Genomic DNA, 18,664 nt, shown 5'->3' on the forward strand with positions numbered 1-18,664 from the left:
TTAAGAATGTGCCCCCTGTACGACTTGTAAAATTTCCATAGGCGTATGAACCATATAATCTGGTGCATCTTTTTCTACTGTTTCAATGACATCATATCCCCAAGATACCCAAATTACATTCACACCAGCCTTTTTACACGCTGCTACGTCTCGCTGTTCATCACCAACGTATAACATATCTTGTTCTGTTAGCTTTTTCGATTTTAAAAACCTTTTTATCATTTTATCTTTACCGAACAAATTTTTAGAGCAATATACTTCTTGAATATTTTCTATACCATTATTGTGTAAAAACGCTCGAATATGTTCTTCTGAGTTCGATGATATAACCGCAATCCCGTAGCCCTTTTTATGTAATTCATCTAATACATCCTTCATCCCATGGAACAAAACGAGATCTTTTATAGCTGGTTGATATAATTTATAAAACTCTAACGCCAATATCGGTAGTTTATACAGTGGTACATCGAGTTGTTTACATCTCTCTGGCATCGTTAATTTACGTAAATGCTCAATTCCTTCTTCCCTTACTGTTTTATACCCATGTTTTTCAGCTAGTTGGTTATAAATTGGTACAAATATATTTTGTGAATCTACTAATGTGCCGTCAAAGTCAAAAACAATGTATTTTTGCATTCCCATACTCCCTTTGCTTCTTTTTCCTAAACATATGTTATTCAACAACATAGTTGTCTTACCCTTTTATCAACAAAAAAAGAACAAGATTTTCTCTTGTTCTTTTTAAGAAAGCCATTTTGGCGGTACATTCGTATTCCAATAAATATTTCCTAATTCATGATGTCCAGAGTATCCATCATCAAAACGATGATAGTGGAAATTGAAATAATAACCATCTTGCGGTGGATGATCTCTTCTTACATGAAATCGTAGTAAGTCATTTCCAGATTTCGTATCGTAAACGTGAAAAATCTTTTCATTATTTCCACCAGCTGGTTTCTGAGAAATCGATAATGATTGTAACGACTCCTCCGGTACATCATTGGCAAGCTCAGCAATTGCCTCTTCAATTTTCGGTAATATTACATCTTTAAACTCATCTTCAATTACTGGACCAATTTTAGTTCCAAACTTTTGCATCGACTGCTTCTCTGCTTCTTGCATTGCATAAGTAATAAAAGTATCGGTGGTTAACCTGTCATTCGCTTCTTCATATGTATAGGACGTACTTTCCAAATTTTGTTGCCCAGCTGTGCTCGTAGGCTTGTCCGCAGCTTTGGCATTATCAAGCAATATGGAAGGAGGCGTCACTAAACCAAATGTAAATACGGTAATTAATGCGACTAAGGTTTTTCTAAACCAATTTGGCATTTATGTTCCCTCCCCTTTCACTCATTATATTTTATATAACGGTTGTTTCTTCTATTATACAAAATGATTGTAATTTTTGCACTTTACAATTTTGTTAACGTTCACATATTTTTCACTTGAATATGAAATTGTAAGATTTCATACACTATAAATACAACAACAATGAGGGGGACAATCAGATGACTTTAGATGTCGTGTACTCAGCCGCAAGCATACTCCTTTTAGTATATTTTATTTACCAATGTGTTACAGACTAGAAAAAGAGCCATTTCCGGCTCTTTTTCTATGGTAAAAATACAATCCAACCAATCCATACTATAAAAATAATCCCGGCAATTACAGCTGGTAATAAATAAAAATGAGAAAGTATAACTATTCCATACAAAAGTATTACTGGAAGTAATAAATAGCGATCTGCCTTCCATCTTAACAATAGTAATTTGCCTTCATCACAATATAAATGTAGAAACATTTTTTTCGTAAATTCATTCCAATAATCGCGTGCATAACGAGAAATTGCAACTAACGTAAATACGAGGATAATAGCTGCAATCCACCTCGGACTCATCATAATACTTACCGTGCTTATACATACAATTTGAATATAAAATATTCGTGCACTACTTGTACGGAAAAATTCTTTCAAAAAAGATTCAACGATACGCGAATCAGCTTTTTTCCCTAAAAGTCTTTTAGAATGTGGGAACATCCACGGTTTTTTACTCGAACTACTCGGTTTAGCCGCATGACCACCAACTTGCATAATCCCACTCGTCCAGCGCATACTTTCTTCTTTCTCTTTCTCAACTTCTTTAAAAAAGCAATTTTTATAATTTAGTTTTTCTTTTATCAATACGATAATTAGAAAAACTGCTAGACCGATACATAGTATAGAATAAAATGGATTTTTATAAATAAGAAACAGACTCAATCCAAAAAAGGATAGACTTATAGAAAATATTACATTTTTTATAATCCATAGTAGCCATCGTTTCCCCACACGTATATGAATAAATCTCGTCAACAACGACAACATAAATCGAAATACAGTAAAGAATGTCCAAAATAATACGATTTGTATCTTTGTCGCTCCGATACTTTTCATTAACACTGGTAACATAACAACTACTACCATTACATTCGTTATCGCTATTCGAATAAATGTATATATCATACCATACTGAATTAATTTTCGCATATGAGTTGGATACGAAATTAAAAATAAACTATCTGCTTGTTCAAAAAACGAGCGTACACCTCTCGAATATGTTACAAGATAAAATGCGAGTAAACCTAATCCGAAATACACCGTCTCTTCCATCGATAATGTTTCCGTCCATAGTGATCGATAATAGATTCCCATAAATATAAGTGCTGGAATAATAATATATAACGCAACTGTCCAATCTGTTACCGAACGTATGGACTTCCATTTCCGCTCAAGTTCATGGCGTAATCTTTTATAAAATTGTTTTTTAATCATGCTGTTCACGCCTTACGATTACATCAAAACAGTCTAATAATGAACTCCCTGGCATTTCTGCTAACGTTTGAATAGACTCTAAATGTCCATCTGCAACTAATGTACCTTGTGAAATGAGCAAAAATCTTTCGCAAATTCTTTCAGCAGTATCCAATACGTGCGTACAAAGTAAAATTCCTGCCCCGCGCTCTTTTTCTTTATATAAATAACTTAAAAACTCTTTCGTAGCTACTGGATCTAATCCGATAAAAGGTTCGTCAATTATATAAAAATCTGGCTTAGTTAAAAACGCCAATATAAGCATCGATTTTTGTTTCATCCCTTTTGAAAACTTTGATAAATACTCATGCTTATGCTTATCCATTCGAAACATATGTAATAATTCTTCAGCCTCCCTTTCCCAGCTTCCTACTTCATTCTCACGAGCAGCCATTAATAATTCAATATGTTCCCAGAGCGTCAAATACTCATAATATGTTGGATGTTCTGGCACATATGCATACGGATTTTTCTTTTCACCAAATGATATTTCACCATTCATATTTACAAGTAAGCCTAGCATCGTTTTAATCGTAGTACTTTTCCCGGCACCATTTGCGCCAATAAGAGCAACTAATTCACCTTTTTCAATTGAAAAAGCAATATCATGAATTGTTTTTTCACCTATTTCATATCCAGCTGAGCGGATATTCACCTTCAACATACATTCCCCTTCTTTCCATTCCCAATACAATCAAGGAAAATAATAACACTATCTATATATCATTATAAAATATTTATTTTCATAGCAGGAAAAAACATTTTTTAACAGAATATTAAATGTTTGATTACATTTTATTGGAGTGAATACTATGCCTTTTCAAATTCGTGAAGCGATGATAGATGATATAGATACACTTTGTTCTTTAACAAAAGAATTAAAAGGTTCCTCTATTTCCTATGAAGATATGAACAACCGATTGCAATTCGTACACATGAGTCCTTTTGATTTTTTATATGTTTATGAGGAAGAAGAAACTATATTTGGATTACTTGGGTTTCGTATACGCGAAAATTTAGAAGATGTAACTCGTTATGGAGAAATTTCAATTATTAGCGTCGATTCCACAATACGGCGGAAAGGCATTGGACAAGTGTTAATGAATTATGCAGAACAGTTAGCAAAGAAGCATAATTGCATTGGAACATGGCTAGTTAGCGGAACAAAAAGAGTGGAAGCACATCCTTTTTACAAAAAATTAGGTTATGAAGTAAATGGATATCGATTTGTAAAACATTTTTAAACTACTTTTTAATTGAAGGGACTATAACTATGACAAACATTAAAGCAATTTTCATTGATCGTGACGGTACAATTGGCGGCGACACTACAATACATTATCCTGGATCTTTTACATTATTCCCCTTTACAAAAGCAGCTCTGCAAAAACTAAAAGCTCAAAATATAAAAATTTTCTCTTTCACAAATCAACCAGGTATCGCGGATGGAATAGCGACTGTAGCTGATTTTGTACAAGAATTAGAAGGTTTCGGTTTTGATGATATTTACGTTTGTCCTCATAAACACGGGGATGGTTGTGAATGCCGTAAACCAAGTACAGGCATGCTTCTTAAAGCAGCGGAAAAACATGAGCTTGATTTAACAGAATGTGCTATAGTTGGTGATCGTTGGACTGATATTGTGGCAGGAGAAAAAGTGAATGCAACAACGATATTAGTACGAACAGGCGCTGGATACGATGCTTTACATACGTACCGAGACAAGTGGGCACATATTGAGCCAAACTACATTGCAGAAAACTTTGAAGATGCAACAAACTGGGTTTTAAATCAACTATAATACAATTTAAAAGAGACGTTTTCATTTTGAAAACGTCTCTTTTAATCTTACATTTTTTAAAATGTTAATTCATAATGGAAATAACGATTATCTCTCAAATAACCATTTTCAGCATATAATCGCTGTGCTGATAAATTATCAATCTCTGTTTGTAATTTTACACCTTTTGCGCCATTTTCTAATGCGAATTTTTTAGCAGCTTCTAATAATTTTTTACCTGTTCCAGATCCGCGCTTCGCCGCTTGTACAAACAGATCATTTAAAATCCATAATTCTTTCATTGAAATGGAAGAAAATGATGGATATAATTGCGTGAATCCAATATATTCACCGTCTTCAACTGCTACGAAAATAACGGATTCCTTTCTCTCGATACGATTTCTTAAAAATACTTTTGCACTTTCTAAATCGGAATCTTGTCGGTAAAACATACGATAGTTATTAAAAACTGATGCTAGTCCATCTAAATCTGCAATTGTTGCCTCATATATTCTCATTTTACTCCATTCCCCTTCCAATACTTTCTCATTATATCCGTTACCCATTTAGGCTGTTGTATTTCTTCTTTCGGCATAAACTCTTTCATTATTGGCTTTATGTCCAATATAGGGGTACCATCAATAGCATCTAACCCCTCAACAATAATTGATTTACCTTCTCTTTTTATCACTTTTACAATTGTTACACCTATGCGATTCGGGCGATTTTTCCCACGCTGTGCAAAAATACCTACTTTAGGATAATCATTATTATTTCTAGGATGTCTAGCAAAATATTGAATTTGTTCATCCGTTACTTTATGAAAATAAAAAACAACTTCAATATGAGAAAAATCTTCAATCCCTTGTATACTTTCCTCTGTATACAATTCAGTTAAAGTAATACAGGATCTTACTTCTCCCCATTCATCATCTTTTATTTCCTTTCTTTCATTATGTACAAATGCGATTGGTTGAACTAAAAACATACGCATTCCCCCTTGAATGTAACCACTTACATTATAAAATATTTTCTGAATGTTTTCCACATACACGAACTAAGTTTACATAATATAATTACAACCTACTTTCTAAAGCCACATTTACTGCTTCAATTGCATGTATAAAAGTTGTATCGAATATCGGAACTACTACGTCTTCCTGCTTTATTAATAATCCTATTTCTGTACAACCTAAAATTATTCCCTGTGCTCCTTTTTGCACTAGCTCTTCTATGACTCTTTTATAATATTCTCTAGATTGCGATGTTATTTTTCCTAAACATAATTCTGTATAAATTATTTCATTTATTTTTTCTCTATTTTTTTCTACTGGCACTATTACTTTTATATTATTCTCTTCTATACGTGACTTATAGAAATCTTGCTCCATTGTATATTTTGTTCCAAGTAGACCAATCGTTTGAATACCTTTTCTTTTAATTTCTTTTGCAGTAGTATCAGCAATATGCAATACGGGGATGTTAATATTCTCTTTTATTTTCTCCACTACTTTATGCATTGTATTTGTGCAAATGATTATAAAATCTGCTCCTCCCTTCTGCAATGAATACGCCGCATTCCCTAATACTTCTCCTGCTCCATCCCAATCCCCGTTAGACTGGAATCGTTCAATCTCTTCAAAATCCACACTATTAATCAAACATTTTGCTGAGTGTAATCCTCCTAATCTACTTTTTATCTCTTCATTTAAAATTCGATAATATTCTGAAGTCGATTCCCAACTCATACCACCTATAAGCCCTATCGTTTTCATATTAACACACCTACCTAAACTTTTTTCTAAACTAATAACAATGTTTTATTATGTATATTATACACAATAAAACAAGACTTTAAGTTTATAATATAAAGTCTTGTTTTAACTATATTTCCAAGGAAATTTTATGGGAATATTCTGAAATTAATTCCCTAATGTTTTTATAGAATCTTCATATTGATAATTAAAACATTGTCGATACAACTGTTTAATTTCATTATAAGAAGGAACTCGTGGATTATTTCCTGGGCTACCACTTTCAATTGCATCCGAGGCCATTTTTGAAATAGCATTTTCAAACTCAATTTCATCAATTCCATATTCTTTTAAATTTGGAATACGAAGATCGAAACAAAGTTTCTTTATTTCAGCAAGCGTGTAATTCGCTACTTCTTCCTCAGAATATGAGTAGAGATCTTTGTTTAAATTGCGTCCAATCTCGGCTAACCTTTTCACTGCACTTGTTTTTGTGAACTCTAAAACTGTAGGTAATAGTATGGCGTTCGATATACCATGCGGTACATGAAATAGTGCACCTACTGGCCTTGACATACCATGAACTAACGTAACTGATGCATTTGAGAATGCAATTCCAGCTTGTAATGAAGCGATCATCATTGCTTCCCTTGCTTCCATATTATCTCCATCTTCATATGCAATACGTAAATATTTCATAATACTTTCAATAGCCGAAAGAGCAAGTACATCTGTAAGTGGTTGTGAAAATTTAGAAATATATGCTTCAATTGCATGGCATAATGCATCTATACCTGTCGCTGCCGTAATATGAGGTGGTACCGAACTTGTTAATATCGGGTCAATAATCGCTACTTGTGGGGTAAAACTCGGATGCTTCATCATCATTTTTACATCTGTTTTTTTATTCGTAATTACTGCTACACTTGTTACTTCTGATCCAGTACCTGAAGTTGTTGGAATTGCAATGAGTGGTAGTGGATCATTTTCTATTTCAACATCTTTTTGGACGTAATATTCAATTGCTCCACCATTAGTATGTAACACCGCTACTGCTTTCGCAGCATCAATACAACTTCCACCACCAATACCGATAATAAAATCACACTTTCCTTCTTTACAAATCGTTAACGCTTCTAATACGTGTAAATTTGTAGGCTCAGCATTCACTTTGTTATATGTAATAACAGTAATACCTTTCTTATTTAGCTGTTTTATGCACCTTTCAACATACCCTAATTTCTCCATAATTGTATCAGTAACTATAAAAGCTCTTTTCCCAAACTTCTTTGATTGTTCCCCCAGCTTTTCAATCGAATTTCTTCCATATAGTACCGACTTCGGCATACGAAACTCAGCAACTTCTTGCAAGTACTCCACCCCTTCTTCCCCTTATTAATGTTTTAGTTTATAAAATATCAACTAAATAAATCTTTACAATTCATATAGTATCTATTATTAATAAATTCCTGTAATAGTATAGAATGCGATAACTAAAAACACAGCAAGCGTTTTCAAAACTGTAATAGCAAATATATCTTTATATGACTGTTTATGTGTTAAACCTGTTACTGTAAGAATAGTAATAATAGCCCCGTTATGTGGTAATGTATCCATTCCTCCTGATGCCATTGATACGATACGGTGCATAACTTCTAATGGAATATCAAATTGATTGGCTGCTGCAATAAATTTATCCCCCATCGCACTTAAAACAATCCCCATTCCTCCTGATGCAGAACCTGTAATACCGGCTAAAATATTCGTCGTTACCGCTCCATTCACTAAAGGATTTGTGAACGTTGCAGAAATGCCGTCTCTCATAATTGCAAAGCCTGGAAGTGCTGCAATGACACCACCAAAACCAAATTCTGCTCCTGTATTCATTGTTGCAAGTAGCGCACCACCAATACTTGTATTCAATCCAGCTTGAAATCCTGTTACTACCCGTTTCCAATATAATAAAAGAGTTGTTAAAATTCCTATTATAAGTGCCAATTCTACAGACCATATTCCAACTACCGCACTCAATTCTACTTTTCCAAATGCTTTCATACCAATTGCTGAAAAGTCAAAACCGTTCGGATACCACTTCGGTATCATAATAGTAAACACTTTATTCATTACACCTACTAAAATAAGTGGTATAAAAGCAATAAGTTGTTGTGCCCTCGTAATTTCTAAACTATTTAACAGCGGTATTTCTTTCTGCTCTAATTCCAAAGATGCTGCCATTTCAGTATTCCCATTGTTAAAACCAAAATACCCTTCACCTGCTGCTTTTGCCTTCTTACGCCTACTCTCTAAATATAATAAACCTAACGTGAGAACAAAAATTGCCCCTACAATACCAAGTATCGGTGCAGCATAAATGTCCGTTTTAAAAAATGTTGTAGGTATTACATTTTGAATTTGTGGTGATCCAGGAAGCGCATCCATTGTAAACGTTACTGCTCCAAGGACAATCGTTCCAGGTATTAAGCGCTTTGGAATATTAGCTTGTCGAAAAAGCTTAGCTGCAAACGGAAATATAGCAAATACCACTACATATACACTAACACCACTATACGTTAAAATAGCACCCATTAAAACAATCGCTAAAATCGTACGTTTTTCTCCAACCAACTCTACAATCGTCTTTGCAATAGAATCAGCAATTCCTGACATTTCTACTACTTTCCCAAAAATTGCTCCAAGTAAAAACACCGGGAAATATAGTTTAATAAACCCTACCATTTTCTCCATAAAAATATTAGAAAAGAAAGGTAATACAAAACTAGGTTCTGTCAAAAATACCGCAAATAATGCAAAAATCGGTGCAAATAAAATAACAGAAAACCCTCTATACGCTACAAACATAAGTAAGCTAAGTGCTAATAATATAATAACTAGCTCCAATTATACCCCTCCTTTAAACTGAAAATTCAATCTTTTATTGATAAACTTCTACTAATCTTTCATTTCTGACATCCCTCCTCTAATTCATACAAATTTTTCATACTAAAATGTCTAATTATACATATTCGATTACATATGAAAAATCCCTTTAAACAAAAACGATTTCATCGTCATACGTTATAAAGGGATTGTTAGTCTCTATTTTTATTAAACCATTTTCTATACAAAAATGGTGTAGTTCTTCTATATCCTTCGCTATATGAGTCGCACTAACTTCAATCAACTCATTTTCACTACCATAGCCATATAAAACACCAATTGAAGCAATTCCATTATGATTTGCACCTATTATATCGTGCTTTCTATCTCCAATCATGACAACTTCCTCTTTATTAAGTCCTTCATTTTGTTGTAAAATATGAGCAATTATTTCTTCTTTTTTTATTCTCGTTCCATTTAAATTACTTCCAATGATATCTTCAAAATAATTCGTTAGTTGAAAATGCTCTATTACTTGTCTAGCAAAAATAGTAGGCTTTGAAGTAGCTATAAATAAACGATTTCCGGTATCTTTTAATTGTTTTAGGAGATTTGGAATACCCTCGTATACACTATTCTCCAACAACCCACGTTGCTTTAAATACTCCCTGAAATAAAAAACAGCTCGTTCAACTTCTCCTTCATTCATATTATATCTCTCTACGAATGATTGCTGAATAGGAGGACCAATAAATGAATCTAACTCACTTACATGTAATTCTTCAATTCCAACCTTTTCTAACGCGTACAAAACTGAATTTACAATCCCCTTTTTAGGATCCGTTACTGTTCCATCTAAATCAAATAAAAATGTTGTATACATATTTAATCCCCCACTCATCCTACTTTACATGTAATACTGAAGGTTTTTTACTACTCTACCTCTACTATACTATCATTATTTATTTTTCGAAAAATTACTTTTTCTATGTTACATAGTTTCAGTTACAAAATACGGATAGATATGATAAAGTAAAAAAGTTACAATTAATTCAATAGAAACTGGTGAAACAAATGTCAATTACATTAATTTTTATAATGGCTTTCACAATTGTCATCCACGCAGTCGAAACTAGTTCTTATAGTATTCGATTAGCTGGTGTTCGTTTAAAAAAGATTGTCGTTGCCTTATCTGTCGTAGGAATGGTATTACTTATTTCAAGAACGTCAAATTTACTACAAGCCTTTTTAATTGGCGGGATTGTCGATGACGCAAAACGAGATGTTTCTATTAATTTAGAGTATACTATACGACTTGTACTATTATCAGCTTCCATCGGTACATTACTTGCGATTATTCTTTATCCAACTTTGACAAAACTATTTGGATATGTCATTCAAAACTTTGAAACAGATGGTTCTTTCATTCGAATGATGAAAACAAATAACATTCAAAAATTAAAGTACACAAAAAAATATGTGCGCTTTCCAAGATTTGAAATGATTCATAGATTGCGTATCGGTGGTATCCCAAAGCGTATTATGCTTATTAACATGTTTGCTACTGCAATTTATACAGCAGGTGTTCTTTCTGCCCTTTATGCTTCTTTTCTAAATCCAGATTACGCAACAAATGCAAGTACAGCTTCTGGCCTTGTGAATGGTTTTGCTACAATTTTATTAACAGTGTTACTCGATCCACGTATAGCACTTTTGACAGAACGTGCTTTACAATCAGAAAATGGCGCTGAATCTATGAGTAAAATGTATGGTTGGCTAATGATTTCTAGACTTCTCGGCACCTTATTAGCACAACTTTTATTTATACCAGGTGCTCACTGGATTTTATGGATTATTGAGCTGATGCATTAATCTACTAGGAAGGTGTATTTATCAATGAATATAAAAACAGAGCAAGATTTAATTCACTTAATAGAAAACGACGAATGGATGATGAATGTATTACAATTGGCAAAATCACTAGAGCTACCTGATTGGTGGATTTGCGCTGGGTTTGTCCGTTCTAAAATTTGGGATACTTTACATAACTACGAAGTAAGAACGGCTACGCCAGATGTCGATGTCATTTATTATGATCCATTACATAAAGATGAGGCGTACGAACAATCATTAAAACAGAAGCTGGCGAATATGGATGCCTCTATCCCTTGGTCAGTAAAAAATCAAACTCGCATGCATGTAGTGAATGGAATGCCACCATACTCTTCTTCTGTTGATGCTATTTCTAAATTTCCTGAAACAGCAACCGCTTTAGGAGTTACGCTTGACGAGCAAAACAATGTCATATTAACAGCTCCATGTGGAATTGAAGATGTACTTTCATTACAAGTGAAACCTACACTTCATTTTCTTGAAACGAAAGAACGAATACATATGTACAACAAAAGAGTTAATCAAAAGAAATGGCAAAGTAAATGGCCCAATATTACAATCACTTATCCAGAAATTTAAAATAGAGCGCTTCGCATTATACGAAGCGCTCTTTCTTTTTTAGTTCAAAAAATGAATGACTGTTTCAGCAAATCGATCAGCTTCCTCATAATGTGGTGTATGGCCACTCTCTTCGAATATGATATGCTTCCCATTTCGAGCATCTTTATTAAATGTTTCAATTTGTTTTTCACACGTTACTACATCATATTTTCCTACAATTAATAACATTGGATTTTCTACATCTTTTATTTTTGATAATAATGACGTATGAAATGCTCTTTCTGCTTTTAATCTATCAAAATGGATTTCGGAACGCTTTGAAAATTCTTCCCACTCTTCATCACTATATAAACTATAGTCAGTTTTAAACTCCTTATTTTCATAAATCTCCATTCTTTTTTCTTCTAATTCATCGCTTAATCTTATGTAGGTTTCTAGCAACTCCTCTGAACTAGTATTGCTAGATGAATAAGCGAGGCACTCTTCTGCTACTTCTTCTTTTCCATACTTTGTTAATAACGTTCCTGTCCTTTGTAATAGAGCCCTACTTGTTAATGCAAAATCGAAAGTCGGACCTTCAAATATTATTTTCTCTATTGAATTTGGATACGCCCTTGCATATAACAATGCTACATATCCACCGAAAGAGTGCCCGATTACAGACCATTTCTCAATTTGTAGTAGTTTTCTTATTTCCTCACAGTCTTCAACTAAATCATTTAATCCAAAAGATTCTTCCTCAGTAATTCCTTCTGACCGACAAACCCCTCTTTGATCTATCATAATTACATATAAGGAATCTTTTAATCGTTCCGCTTGATGAAATGAAAAATCATAACAGCTTTCACCTGGACCACCGTGTAAAAATAATACTGGTTTATTTTTAGGACTTCCATGTGTTTCAACGTATAGCTTTTTCCCTCTAATGTTCATGTATTTCCCTGTTTCCATCAAATTCGCCTTTATAATCATCACCTTCTTTTTTACTGAATATCTTAACATTTATTGTTAAATAATTCCTATTACATTTAAAAAGACAATAATTATTGCAAGTGGTGCTACAAACCGAAGTAAAAACGCCCAGCAAGTAAATACTTTCTTTCCGTAATTTCCACCTACAAAAAATTCAGCTTCTAGCACTTTCTTTTCCATCTTGAATGATACGAAAATACTAATGAATAGCGCTCCAAGCGGCATTAATATATTACTAGATAAGAAGTCTACTGCATCAAAAATATTCTTCCCAAAAATCGTAATATCACTCCATACTCCAAATGATAAGGCCGATGGTATACCTACTAGGAAAATGCAGAAACCGATGATCCATGAAAGTTTAGCTCTTCTTTCTTGTTCACCATTTGCTAATGCTGAAACAACCGTCTCTAGTAGAGAAAATGCCGAGGTTAATGTGGCAAATGTAAATAGCGCAAGAAATACAGTTAAGAACAATCCTCCGAATGGAATTTGGCTAAATACAGATGGCAATACAATAAATAGTAAGCCCGGCCCCTCTGTCGGCTCCATTCCTAATGAAAATACTGCTGGAAATATAGCAAGACCTGCAAATAAAGAAACGAATAAATTCAATCCGACAATCGTAACTGCTGATTTTGGTAAACTTTCTTTTTTATTTAAATACGAGCTATACGTAACCATAATCGAAATCCCTATACTAATCGCAAAGAATGATTGGCCCATTGCGAATAAAATACTTTCTGAAGTAATCTTCGAGAAATCTGGTTGTAAGAAAAACTTCACGCCTTGCATCGCATTATCCAGTGTTAATGAACGAATAATAAGAGCGACAAATAAAACGAACAATGCTGGTAGCATATATTTACTTGCTTTTTCAATTCCATTTTGTACACCTTTTGATACAACCCATATCGTAATGAACATAAAAGCGAAATGTCCAGTAATAGCCCAAAGCGGATTTCCAATTGTTTCAGTAAATAACGAACCGTAATTTTGTCCCGGAGTAATAAGCTGTCCTGTTACTCCCCTGAAAAAATATATTAAAACCCATCCACCTACAACGCTATAAAATGAAAGTAATATAAAACAAGTTCCAACGCCAAGACGTCCAATCCAGTGCCATCCTGTATTTGGTGCGATACTTTTAAATGCTCCAACTGCTTGTTTCTGTGTACTGCGTCCAATCATAAATTCAGCTATAAGTAACGGTAATCCAATTAATACAGTAAATAATATAAAAATTAAAAAGAATGCTCCTCCCCCGCTCTTCCCAGCGATATAAGGAAATTTCCATATTGCGCCAAGTCCAATTGCTGATCCTGCTGCTGCCATTATAAAACCTAATTTCGAAGTCCATTGCTCCGTCTGTTTCATCCTATTTTCCTCCTGTTAAAATCATTTTATATTAATAAATAAATATTATTGATCAATCTGAATAAAACCTCCATTTCTTTTTCTATAAAATAAAAAAATGGCCCAACGTCTCTATATAAAGAGACGCTAAGCCATTTACTTAACGCGGTACCACCCTTATTGATTCCATTATGAATCCACCTTAGTAGTAATCGTTTGATTACAAACCTAATATCGAAGGTTAACCGTTAAGATTTACTAAGAATGTGATTCCGTTCCACCTTACTGCTCCTAGGCGAGTTCAGGATGTCATTTGACTATGTCGCACCAACCCATAGCTCTCTGCACAAATACATGACCTTACTACTCCTATTCAACACATTTTAATATTTAGAATATATTTTCTTTTGAAATTAATATGAAGTATATCGGTTATATTTATAACTGTCAAGGGATATATTATTTTTTTGTCGAAAAGGATTTTTATAAACTTTCAATGTAAAAATGAAAGAACAGTAAAAAAGCATCTTCGCAATAATCGCGAAGATGCTTTTTTATGGTATAAGACGTGTACAATCTCTCGGAAAAGCACTCGCCTCTCGGACATTTGTTAACTCTAAAAGTTTATATACAACCCTTTCTAATCCTATCCCAAAACCACCATGTGGTGGACAACCGTATCGGAATGTATTTAAATAAGATTGAAATTTCTCTGGATGTAATCCTTTTTCTTTAAAAGAAGCAAGTAACATATCATAGTTATGAATTCGCTGTGCACCTGATGTAATTTCTAATCCTTTATATAATAAATCGAATGAATCAGTAATAGTTGGATTTTCTTTATTCAGTATCGTATACATCGGTCTCGCTTCTTTCGGATAATGTGTAATGAATACAAATTCACTATTATATGTTTCTTTCACATATTTCCCTAGTAACTTTTCACCTTCTGTATCTAAATCCCCTTCAGGAGATTCTTTCCGATACTTCATTTTCAAAATTTCTTGCGCTTCTGCCAATGTGATTTTAGGAATTTCTGTAATGACAGGTACTTCTATTTGTAGTAGTTGTAATTCTTTTTCACAGTTTTTTACTACTTGTTGAAACATATATCGTAAAACATCCGTTTCTAATTGCATTACTTCATGAAAATCATGAATAAATCCAAGTTCTACATCTAACGATATATATTCATTTAAATGTCTTGAAGAGTTATGATGTTCAGCCCGGTACACAGGAGCAATTTCAAAAACACGTTCGAGTCCTCCGGCTACCATCATTTGTTTATAAAACTGTGGTGATTGAGCTAAATACGCTTCTTTTTGGAAATATGGAAGTTTAAAAACATTCGCGCCTCCTTCTGCCCCCTGCGAAACAATTTTCGGAGTAAATATACGTGTGAAATCGTTCTCTATCAGAAATTCACTAAAGCTCTGAACGAGTATAGATTTCACTTTAAATATCGCCGCGATTCGCTCATGTCTTAACGATAATACTCGCTCATTCAATAATTGATCTAGGCCAACTTGTAACTTTTTTTTATTTATTTCAAATGGGAGTGATTCTGCTCCATTTAGTACTTTCACTTCATGTGCAAGTATTTCAACACCTAATTCTGTTTTCGGTGTCTCTACTATTTCTCCAATTATTTGGACCACACTTTCAACATCAACTTTGTATCCGGCTAACTTGTTTTCTAATACACATTGAATAACTCCCGTTCGGTCTCTTAATAATAAAAAACTAACATTCCCTAGATGACGAATCTTTTTTACCCATCCTTGTAGTAATACAACCTTCCCGCCATGTTCCGTACATTCTCGTGTGAGTGAACGCTTCATTATTTGATCCATTACATTTCCCTCCAATAGTTTTATTTTTATTTACATTATTGTTGTCATCGTCGTCATCCACGGTCACTCACCTCCTTTCAAAGAATACAAAAATCCGCCCCTATAAATAGGGACGGATTTTTCCGCGGTACCACCCAAATTGTCATAATGACCATCTTAGCCCTGATAACGGTAGGTACCGTTTGCTTTTACTAATTATCACGTTCAAAGCAACACTCACAGGTGTCTTTCCATCATGCGGTATCGCAATCTTCCCAGCAATCGATTGCTCTCTGTAGACCCTTGCATCATGTACTTTTCCTAATCATCACTTTTTGTATTTACAGAGTATTCTATCTTTTTATTTTATAAAACGCAAGCCCTTTTAGAAAAATATTGCGATTTCTCACTAAACAGGCCCCTTCTAAAGATATGTAACATGAACATTGAACTCTATATAATTATCATTTGACAGCTTAGAAATGTTTTATCCTTCTCAAATTCTTTCAATCGAACTTGTTTTTTTCATTTTATTACATAAGTTACACGTTTCCCACGCATATTATTATTAAAGTTTTATCGGAGGTGTACATATGAAAAAAACAATTAGTTTCTTTCTCCTATTATTATGCTTAGTTGTAGTTAATGAAGCATATGCCTATTCACCAAAATCTTTACCAATCTCTCAAAATTCTGATCAATGGCAAGTAAATATTGATGAAGTAAAAAGAACGAGTGAAAAATTGTTACAACCAAAAAAAGGTGTATTTCAAACATATCATTTCTCTGTAAAAAATCTTGGGAAAAGTGAAGTGTATAATGTACAAGTTGAAGTTTTTCGGAATGAACCAAATACGAAAACAAAATATGAACTCTTTTCCCTAAAAGAAAGTCGTCTAGCGGGCGGTAAAACTGGATTTGAACACGCTAATTTTCCAGTTTCTACAAAAGCGGATAAGGTTGACGTGATCATTACGTGGCAAGAACATCCTTTCCGCTCCATGAGAAACGGTCAAAAAGTTGAATCTAGAAAATTTAAAGAGCATTTTGTTTTTAAAGAAGCAGTAAAGTGAACTTATCGGTATATGTACATTATTACCGCTACCAATAAATTTTCTAGTACCAGTTCTTAAGCAAATAAAAAAGTCGTGGCTTATAAAAGCCACGACTTTTTATATTAATTCGTACTAATCCCTCTCGCTGCCCAAATGCGATCAATTTCAGTCGCGTGTTGTCCGCCGTATAAAAGAGCATCCGCTTGCTTAATTGCTTTCGCTCCATCACGGAATTTCGCATTTGGCGTTAATGACCAATGTGATTGTAAAATAATTTTTGTTGCTACATCACGTCCAAAAGATTGCGCCATTTCGTATTGACCTTGAGCCCAAATTTCCCCATCATTATGCACTTCATTCGTTATATCTTTCGGGTATACTTTATTCGTATCTAATCGGCGTAAGCACGTCGGATCTGAACTAGAATAAGCAGCCGCATCCCATTCTCCAATGCATGCTTTCCCGTATCCTGTTGTCGAAACTGCATCTTCATAAGTAGCACCTAAGAAATCTCCAAATCCTTCTCCCATCGCTCCACCTTCTGGTGAACTTCCGAAGCCTGGCACTTGATTATCTTGAATAGAATGACCATATTCATGCGCAATAATGCCAGCATCTTCTGCATCATCTACTCCGCCAGTACCGAAGGTTAAAGCTTTCGTTGATGGAGAATAGAATGAATTATCGTCAGTTGTACCATTTACATTCACTTTAATCGAACGTTTATTAATATTTTGAAAGCCTAATCCTTGAATGTAACGCTGTAATGTATCAATATGATAATATGACATAACATCTTCAAAACTATCATTTGCACGTGTATAGTTAAATTGTAAGTTTGTAGATTTCGTCTTCGCTTTTGAAGAAATCGTAACATACTCACCAATTAAAAATCCTGTACCATCTAAACCTTTTAACGTAACAGTTTTCAATTGATTCGTTAATGCTGTTGAATCTGCATCATTATTATCTTTTAACCCTGCTAAACTTCCACTAGATACGACAGGGTTAGGTAAAAATACTTTTCCTGTTCCTTCTGCTTTTCGGTTTATATCAACTTTTTTAATTAACTTTCCATTTTCCGCATCAATGAATGTTTCCCATGCACCGAATGGATTATTAGAATGGACTACCACTTTATATACAGGAATAGCGACTCCCTCTTCAACAATATATCCGAATTCTTTTTCTGTAGGAGCCCATAAGTTTTGCTCACTTTCTCCTCCAACATACGCCATCGATTTTTGTTCTGCATCTTTTTCACTAATTTTTTTCGTAACTTCCTTCACACCTGTAACAGGCTGATAATCAGAAACCGCAAGTAAGCCTTTTCCCTCTCCGTTAAGAGTAACTGTAATTTGTTTTGAAAATACAGGCGCACCATTGACCACTTGTTGGAACCTAACATATGAAGCTACTGATGTTTCTGTTGTAGAAATATATTGCAAGTCTGAAAGGTCTGCCTTCAATCCATATTCCGTAGCATGTCCTTTTAAATATTCAATTGCTTTTTTCTGTGGTGAATAAGCTTCTAGCTTTACTTGCTGTTGTTTTTCCAATGCCGAAACCGTAGAAATCGTCCCCATTACTAATGGCACAGTCATTGCCATTGCCACCATTTTTTTGTTTAACATAAAACCACTCCCCCTAATAAATTGAATCCTTTACCCCATTCCTATAAAGCTATTACTGTCCACAAGTAACGAGATAAATTGAATCTACGAGTAATTCTA

The 18,664-nt window shown here is 34.0% G+C and carries 19 protein-coding genes and 2 other annotated features; of the genes, 5 read left to right on the plus strand and 14 right to left on the minus strand.

Translation table 11 applies throughout. The features are described 5' to 3' along the window. The 4 genes from DN408_RS25225 to DN408_RS25240 form a co-directional block, all read right to left on the minus strand. Entirely contained in the window at positions 1–636 is a 636-nt protein-coding gene (locus DN408_RS25225) for an HAD family hydrolase (protein WP_050000704.1), read from the minus strand. A gap of 105 nt (positions 637–741) precedes the next feature. Next, positions 742–1,329, minus strand: a complete 588-nt coding sequence (locus tag DN408_RS25230; protein ID WP_002127196.1) for a YpjP family protein — start codon at positions 1,327–1,329, stop codon at positions 742–744. Positions 1,330–1,612: 283 nt separating this feature from the next. Continuing rightward, positions 1,613–2,812 carry an ABC transporter permease gene (locus tag DN408_RS25235; protein ID WP_078178919.1) on the minus strand — a complete coding sequence of 400 codons (1,200 nt, stop codon included), beginning with the start codon at positions 2,810–2,812 and terminating at the stop codon, positions 1,613–1,615. Next, on the minus strand, positions 2,805–3,515 hold the full coding sequence (locus tag DN408_RS25240) for an ABC transporter ATP-binding protein (RefSeq protein WP_002168480.1): 711 nt from the start codon (positions 3,513–3,515) through the stop codon (positions 2,805–2,807). The genes DN408_RS25235 and DN408_RS25240 overlap by 8 nt, the downstream gene beginning before the upstream one ends. Before the next feature lie 148 nt (positions 3,516–3,663). Here DN408_RS25240 and DN408_RS25245 point away from each other — a divergent pair, with 148 nt between their 5' ends. Together DN408_RS25245 and DN408_RS25250 are read left to right on the plus strand one after the other, a co-directional pair. After that, the gene (locus DN408_RS25245; RefSeq protein ID WP_002168481.1) at positions 3,664–4,095 is read left to right on the plus strand and encodes a GNAT family N-acetyltransferase; all 432 of its coding nucleotides are present in this window, start codon (positions 3,664–3,666) and stop codon (positions 4,093–4,095) included. A 29-nt stretch (positions 4,096–4,124) separates the two neighbouring features. Beyond that, positions 4,125–4,652 carry an HAD-IIIA family hydrolase gene (locus DN408_RS25250; protein WP_002185960.1) on the plus strand — a complete coding sequence of 176 codons (528 nt, stop codon included), beginning with the start codon at positions 4,125–4,127 and terminating at the stop codon, positions 4,650–4,652. Between the two features lie 56 nt (positions 4,653–4,708). On the opposite strand, the gene DN408_RS25255 is transcribed toward DN408_RS25250, so the two are convergent. The 6 genes from DN408_RS25255 to DN408_RS25280 form a co-directional block, all read right to left on the minus strand. Further along, a complete protein-coding gene (locus tag DN408_RS25255; RefSeq protein WP_033713296.1) occupies positions 4,709–5,149 on the minus strand; it encodes a GNAT family N-acetyltransferase in 441 nt (146 codons plus the stop codon). Continuing rightward, complete coding sequence (locus DN408_RS25260; RefSeq protein WP_002168484.1) at positions 5,146–5,619, minus strand: SAM-dependent methyltransferase; 474 nt, start codon at positions 5,617–5,619, stop codon at positions 5,146–5,148. Before DN408_RS25260 ends, DN408_RS25255 begins: the two co-directional genes overlap by 4 nt. Before the next feature lie 88 nt (positions 5,620–5,707). After that, complete coding sequence (locus tag DN408_RS25265) at positions 5,708–6,406, minus strand: aspartate/glutamate racemase family protein (protein WP_002168485.1); 699 nt, start codon at positions 6,404–6,406, stop codon at positions 5,708–5,710. A gap of 147 nt (positions 6,407–6,553) precedes the next feature. After that, positions 6,554–7,756: an iron-containing alcohol dehydrogenase gene (locus DN408_RS25270; protein ID WP_002168486.1), complete on the minus strand. Its 1,203-nt coding sequence runs from the start codon at positions 7,754–7,756 to the stop codon at positions 6,554–6,556. A gap of 87 nt (positions 7,757–7,843) precedes the next feature. Continuing rightward, the gene (locus DN408_RS25275) at positions 7,844–9,283 is read right to left on the minus strand and encodes a GntP family permease (protein ID WP_002127185.1); all 1,440 of its coding nucleotides are present in this window, start codon (positions 9,281–9,283) and stop codon (positions 7,844–7,846) included. Between the two features lie 148 nt (positions 9,284–9,431). After that, positions 9,432–10,145: an HAD family hydrolase gene (locus DN408_RS25280; protein WP_078179047.1), complete on the minus strand. Its 714-nt coding sequence runs from the start codon at positions 10,143–10,145 to the stop codon at positions 9,432–9,434. A 191-nt stretch (positions 10,146–10,336) separates the two neighbouring features. Between DN408_RS25280 and DN408_RS25285 the strand changes: the two genes are divergently transcribed. Both DN408_RS25285 and DN408_RS25290 read left to right on the plus strand, forming a co-directional pair. Then, the gene (locus tag DN408_RS25285; RefSeq protein ID WP_078179048.1) at positions 10,337–11,134 is read left to right on the plus strand and encodes a lipid II flippase family protein; all 798 of its coding nucleotides are present in this window, start codon (positions 10,337–10,339) and stop codon (positions 11,132–11,134) included. 24 nt (positions 11,135–11,158) lie between these two features. Further along, positions 11,159–11,734: a nucleotidyltransferase family protein gene (locus DN408_RS25290; protein ID WP_002127181.1), complete on the plus strand. Its 576-nt coding sequence runs from the start codon at positions 11,159–11,161 to the stop codon at positions 11,732–11,734. 39 nt (positions 11,735–11,773) lie between these two features. Here DN408_RS25290 and DN408_RS25295 read toward each other — a convergent pair whose 3' ends face one another. From DN408_RS25295 to aspS, 3 genes are all read right to left on the minus strand, one after another. Beyond that, positions 11,774–12,688 carry an alpha/beta fold hydrolase gene (locus DN408_RS25295; RefSeq protein WP_033708122.1) on the minus strand — a complete coding sequence of 305 codons (915 nt, stop codon included), beginning with the start codon at positions 12,686–12,688 and terminating at the stop codon, positions 11,774–11,776. A 36-nt stretch (positions 12,689–12,724) separates the two neighbouring features. Continuing rightward, entirely contained in the window at positions 12,725–14,065 is a 1,341-nt protein-coding gene (locus tag DN408_RS25300) for a sodium-dependent transporter (protein ID WP_002165897.1), read from the minus strand. 116 nt (positions 14,066–14,181) lie between these two features. After that, positions 14,182–14,430, minus strand: a binding site (T-box leader). Positions 14,431–14,598: 168 nt separating this feature from the next. Continuing rightward, complete coding sequence (gene aspS / locus DN408_RS25305; RefSeq protein WP_050000700.1) at positions 14,599–15,897, minus strand: aspartate--tRNA(Asn) ligase; 1,299 nt, start codon at positions 15,895–15,897, stop codon at positions 14,599–14,601. Positions 15,898–16,002: 105 nt separating this feature from the next. After that, positions 16,003–16,214 (minus strand) — a binding site (T-box leader). A 255-nt stretch (positions 16,215–16,469) separates the two neighbouring features. On the opposite strand from aspS, the gene DN408_RS25310 reads away from it, so the two are divergent. Beyond that, positions 16,470–16,949 carry a hypothetical protein gene (locus tag DN408_RS25310; RefSeq protein WP_002065155.1) on the plus strand — a complete coding sequence of 160 codons (480 nt, stop codon included), beginning with the start codon at positions 16,470–16,472 and terminating at the stop codon, positions 16,947–16,949. A 104-nt stretch (positions 16,950–17,053) separates the two neighbouring features. Here the strand turns inward: DN408_RS25310 and DN408_RS25315 are convergent, their stop codons facing one another. Then, on the minus strand, positions 17,054–18,565 hold the full coding sequence (locus DN408_RS25315; RefSeq protein ID WP_002127175.1) for a M36 family metallopeptidase: 1,512 nt from the start codon (positions 18,563–18,565) through the stop codon (positions 17,054–17,056). Positions 18,566–18,664: the final 99 nt, after the last annotated feature.

The sequence above is a fragment of the Bacillus sp. AR13-1 genome, assembly GCF_008042285.1.
In the GTDB taxonomy this organism is placed as follows: Bacteria; Bacillota; Bacilli; order Bacillales; family Bacillaceae_G; genus Bacillus_A; species Bacillus_A mycoides.

Bases quoted from the DNA above. Each gene is read 5' to 3' on its own strand.
- DN408_RS25225 (WP_050000704.1), bottom strand. From the start codon at position 636: ATGCAAAAATACATTGTTTTTGACTTTGACGGCACATTAGTAGATTCA.
- DN408_RS25230 (WP_002127196.1), bottom strand. From the start codon at position 1,329: ATGCCAAATTGGTTTAGAAAAACCTTAGTCGCATTAATTACCGTATTT.
- DN408_RS25235 (WP_078178919.1), bottom strand. From the start codon at position 2,812: ATGATTAAAAAACAATTTTATAAAAGATTACGCCATGAACTTGAGCGG.
- DN408_RS25240 (WP_002168480.1), bottom strand. From the start codon at position 3,515: ATGTTGAAGGTGAATATCCGCTCAGCTGGATATGAAATAGGTGAAAAA.
- DN408_RS25245 (WP_002168481.1), top strand. From the start codon at position 3,664: ATGCCTTTTCAAATTCGTGAAGCGATGATAGATGATATAGATACACTT.
- DN408_RS25250 (WP_002185960.1), top strand. From the start codon at position 4,125: ATGACAAACATTAAAGCAATTTTCATTGATCGTGACGGTACAATTGGC.
- DN408_RS25255 (WP_033713296.1), bottom strand. From the start codon at position 5,149: ATGAGAATATATGAGGCAACAATTGCAGATTTAGATGGACTAGCATCA.
- DN408_RS25260 (WP_002168484.1), bottom strand. From the start codon at position 5,619: ATGTTTTTAGTTCAACCAATCGCATTTGTACATAATGAAAGAAAGGAA.
- DN408_RS25265 (WP_002168485.1), bottom strand. From the start codon at position 6,406: ATGAAAACGATAGGGCTTATAGGTGGTATGAGTTGGGAATCGACTTCA.
- DN408_RS25280 (WP_078179047.1), bottom strand. From the start codon at position 10,145: ATGTATACAACATTTTTATTTGATTTAGATGGAACAGTAACGGATCCT.
- DN408_RS25285 (WP_078179048.1), top strand. From the start codon at position 10,337: ATGTCAATTACATTAATTTTTATAATGGCTTTCACAATTGTCATCCAC.
- DN408_RS25290 (WP_002127181.1), top strand. From the start codon at position 11,159: ATGAATATAAAAACAGAGCAAGATTTAATTCACTTAATAGAAAACGAC.
- DN408_RS25295 (WP_033708122.1), bottom strand. From the start codon at position 12,688: ATGATTATAAAGGCGAATTTGATGGAAACAGGGAAATACATGAACATT.
- DN408_RS25300 (WP_002165897.1), bottom strand. From the start codon at position 14,065: ATGAAACAGACGGAGCAATGGACTTCGAAATTAGGTTTTATAATGGCA.
- aspS (WP_050000700.1), bottom strand. From the start codon at position 15,897: ATGGATCAAATAATGAAGCGTTCACTCACACGAGAATGTACGGAACAT.
- DN408_RS25310 (WP_002065155.1), top strand. From the start codon at position 16,470: ATGAAAAAAACAATTAGTTTCTTTCTCCTATTATTATGCTTAGTTGTA.
- DN408_RS25315 (WP_002127175.1), bottom strand. From the start codon at position 18,565: ATGTTAAACAAAAAAATGGTGGCAATGGCAATGACTGTGCCATTAGTA.